The organism is Trichococcus patagoniensis (assembly GCF_003051085.1).
GTDB lineage: Bacteria > Bacillota > Bacilli > Lactobacillales > Aerococcaceae > Trichococcus > Trichococcus patagoniensis.
In genome coordinates this window covers 1-2008 of sequence record NZ_QAOM01000038.1, presented here as the reverse complement: position 1 = coordinate 2008, position 2008 = coordinate 1, and the positions used below count along the sequence as shown (strand labels likewise).

At 38.7% G+C, this 2008-nt stretch carries 2 protein-coding genes; both read right to left on the bottom strand.

The genetic code is table 11. The features are described 5' to 3' along the window. Positions 1–465 precede the first annotated feature (465 nt). Positions 466–1332: a replication initiation factor domain-containing protein gene (locus C8U37_RS14250; RefSeq protein ID WP_108033866.1), complete on the bottom strand. Its 867-nt coding sequence runs from the start codon at positions 1330–1332 to the stop codon at positions 466–468. A 306-nt stretch (positions 1333–1638) separates the two neighbouring features. After that, entirely contained in the window at positions 1639–1890 is a 252-nt protein-coding gene (locus C8U37_RS14245; protein WP_108033865.1) for a hypothetical protein, read from the bottom strand. Between the last annotated feature and the right edge of the window lie 118 nt (positions 1891–2008).

The window sequence follows — 2008 nt, the reverse complement described above, 5'->3', positions numbered from 1 at the left end:
CTTTTCTTCTTTTAGTTCCTTTTCCTTTTTCTCAATTTCCAACAATCCCGCTTTTATAGCTTTCAAATACAATTCTTCTAAATTCCAGTTGATTTGCATGTAAGTTTCCATTCCCTCAAGAATCATCATAGCTTTTTCATCAATATTCAATTTTATCATTCCTTTCAAAATTGATAAGGGGAGCAGCTAGAGTAACCACCCCCCGCCCAGTATCTCGACACCCATATAATAACACCTACAAAACACCATGTCAACATCACTTTGGTGTTTCATGAAGAACACTATTATTTCATGCGCTACAGCACTTATAATAATTTCCATCCAAAATAAAAGCGGGCGCAAAAAAATGTTCTATGTCCGGTGCCGACTACGCTGGCATCCGGCTCATAGAACAATCTTTTTTGCAAACCCGCTTTTTCCTTGATATGGCATAGTTATTTCTAATCTGCTATAATCGAAATGAATCTAAAACCATGTTCGCCCCATGATTTCCGAAAGTTTAGGAATGTACTTCCATTGCTCAAGTTGGCGCTTGAGTTGTGGGAGTTCTTTTTTTAATGCGCCCGCGAAAATAGGAGTCACATCATCACCACCCAAACCCCGAATAATTTTCCGATACTTTGCTTTTGTAGCACTTGATAGTTCATTTATCAAAGACGGATGGTCTACGAGCGCCTGCACCATCACACGATCGTTACCACTAAGTGTTGTAATATCGTACTTTACAAATCGCACACGTTCAAAAACCGGAAAATCAAAATTAATCATGGCATCAATAAATTTTCTGTTTTTCAATTCCAACTCATACCGCCACAATACAGGCTCTGGAATCTCCTTTTGCTCAATATCTAAGAGTTGTTGTTTTTTGTCATAGGTCCGCGAATAAATGTTCGAAGTCCGAGAGCCATAATACAAAGTTTCCAATTTTCCACCAAGCCCATAAAATTCAGCACGCTTCATAGGGTTTTTGTGTTCATGCGAGTACTCTCCTAATTCTATATCGCAATCAAACGCTAAATCCAAGCGTGTAAAGTGAATATCATGAAGCATAGGCTTAAAGGCACTAACCATTTGTTGCTGAAGGTCTAAGGGCATTTTTCGAGGGTTATATTCAATCCTGAAATTTCCTTTCTTGAAAGCTTTCCCCATTAGTTCATCATATTCAAAATAGACCCAATCACCGTAAATTTTACCTTTTACAGCACTCATTGTGGGAACACCCATAACCTTGCTTTCGACCGTGTTCAAAAGATGTTGAAGAGTACTTTCTGCCTCCTTATACAAGTTCCCAACGAGTGTTATTTTATCAAAGTAGACACCTAAAATTTCCAACCCATCACCTCCGAATGTTCAAATAGTAAACGTCTAACCGACTATTAGAGAGAGTCGGTTTTTTTGTTCAAAAATCAAAAGCAAATTCAAAAGCAAATTCAAGTTCCTAGTAGTCCTCCGGACACCGTTCCAAGATCCTTCCAGTTGCCCTTATACATTGGGTCCCTACCCCTAGGAACCCCATAAACCTTGAGAGGGGAAAAGCGTTCCCTCTCACCCTGCGGGACAGTTTATCCTAGGGGCATCCCAATATAAAGGGACCGCTACGCTCAACCTCCAGGAACTTTCCACTTGCATCCGCTCCTATTATTTATTTTCACGGACAAGTTTTAACTCTTTCTCTATATCCGCTAATTTGTTGTACAAATCATGCATGTTGTTCATAGCTTCTACAGCTTCCTTTTGTTGGATATATTGCTCAACCGCCATAGCAACCAAACCAGACTTAGTAATACCAGTTTCAGCACTTTCTCTATCTAACCAATCATTTTGTTTTAGCCCAAGCCTTGTATTAATCCGGAACGTATTACTTTCCACCGCTTTATCCATTTTATCCATTTTTAACATCCTCTCTAAAATCACTTTTCTTCTTTTAGTTCCTTTTCCTTTTTCTCAATTTCCAACAATCCCGCTTTTATAGCTTTCAAATACAATTCTTCTAAATTCCAGTTGATTT

What these genes read in the sequence shown, in the direction of transcription:
- C8U37_RS14245 (WP_108033865.1), bottom strand. Translation starts at nt 1,890, where the DNA reads ATGGATAAAATGGATAAAGCGGTGGAAAGTAATACGTTCCGGATTAAT.